Annotated in this window: 1 protein-coding gene and 1 pseudogene; both read left to right on the forward strand. The window is 63.0% G+C overall.

Translation table 11 applies throughout. From position 1 onward, the window contains the following. A pseudogene (locus HP547_RS28660) lies at positions 1–99 on the forward strand (DUF1049 domain-containing protein); the annotation flags it as partial. Between the two features lie 99 nt (positions 100–198). Continuing rightward, a partial coding sequence (locus HP547_RS28665; protein WP_172288867.1) for an MBL fold metallo-hydrolase RNA specificity domain-containing protein occupies positions 199–1,561 on the forward strand: 1,363 nt, incomplete at its 3' end.

A 1,561-nucleotide genomic window follows, 5' to 3' on the forward strand; every position in this document is an offset into this window, starting at 1 on the left:
GGCCTGGCGGTCGGGCCATTGCTAGGTGCCTACGGCGTGCAGCGCAGCAAGCGCAAGATCAGGGCGTCTGCCCGACAGGCCGCGTTGAGCGGTAACTAGCGAAAATTCCTACGCACACATAGGAAAGTCTCACCTATGCATGTGCCGGCCGTCATGGGGTAATAGGGCACCTCTTCGGCTCAGGCGAACGCGTGCAGCATGCAATACCCCAGCCTTTCCCATCACGGCGGTACCCGTGGCGTCACCGGATCTTGCCACCAGCTGCACCTTGCCCCGTCCAGCAGCCTGCTGGTCGACTGCGGCCTGGAGCAGGGGGCCGAGGCCGCGCCAGGCGCCGAGTCTGCGGCGCTTGGTTTCGATGTACAAGGCATCCAGGCGCTGGTCGTCACCCATGTTCATCTTGATCACGTTGGTCGGATCCCGGCACTGCTGGCTGCTGGCTACCGCGGCCCCATCCTGTGCAGCGAGCCCTCCGCCCGTTTATTGCCGCTGGTGCTGGAAGATGCCTTCAGGCTGGGCATCAGCAGAAAGCCTGCGCTGGTGGCGCGTTATCTCGACCTGGTGCGCAGCCTTGTCGTGCCGCTGCCGTTCGAGCGCTGGCACATGCTGCTCGAACGCCCCGGCCTGACCTGCCGCATTCGCCTCCAGCGTGCCGGGCACCTGCTGGGCTCGGCTTATGTCGAGTGTGATATCCAGCGGGAGCATGCCAACAGCCGTTACGTGTTCTCCGGTGACCTGGGCGCTTGCAGCAACCCCATGCTGCGGCCCGTGCAGCCACCGGAGCGGGCTGACGTGCTGGTACTCGAAAGCACCTACGGCGACCGCCTGCACCCACCTGCAGGTGACCGACGGCAGCGCCTGGAAGCTGCCATTGACCGCGCGCTGGCCGACCAGGGCACTGTCCTGATTCCTGCATTCAGCCTGGGCCGCACCCAAGAGCTGCTGTACGAGCTCGAAGACATTCTTCACCGTAAGGCCTTGCTGGGCTCAGCCGGCCATGGCTCTGAGGAGGATCCCCTCAATTGGTCACAATTGCCGATTATCCTTGATTCACCCTTGGCCCAGCGCATCACTGGCGTGTACCGCGAGCTGCATGAATATTGGAGCGCCGAAGCCAGGGCGCGCCTCGTCGAAGGGCGCGACCCGCTTGGCTTCAGCCAGCTGATCAGCGTGGACAGCCATGCCCGTCACCAGCAGGTGGTCAACTACCTGAAGAGTACCGGGCGGCCAGCGATCGTGATTGCCGGCAACGGCATGTGTTCGGGTGGGCGTATCGTCAACTACCTCAAGGCCATGCTGGGGGATGCACGGCATGAGGTGATGTTTGTGGGGTACCAGGGTAAGGGCACGCCTGGGGCGGTTATACAGGCCAGTGAAGCGGCGCAGGGGGTTGAGCAGGTTGATCTGGATGGGCAGATGTATGAGGTGCGGGCGAAAGTCAGGACACTACCGGGATACTCAGGGCATAAGGATCAAGCGGGTTTGCTTGGATTTGTTGACGGAATGCAGCGTGCGCCTGAAAAAATAGTGCTGGTGCACGGCGAGCGAAGATCGAAGATCC

It is taken from the genome of Pseudomonas sp. CM27 (assembly GCF_013179515.1).
Taxonomy (GTDB): Bacteria; Pseudomonadota; Gammaproteobacteria; order Pseudomonadales; family Pseudomonadaceae; genus Aquipseudomonas.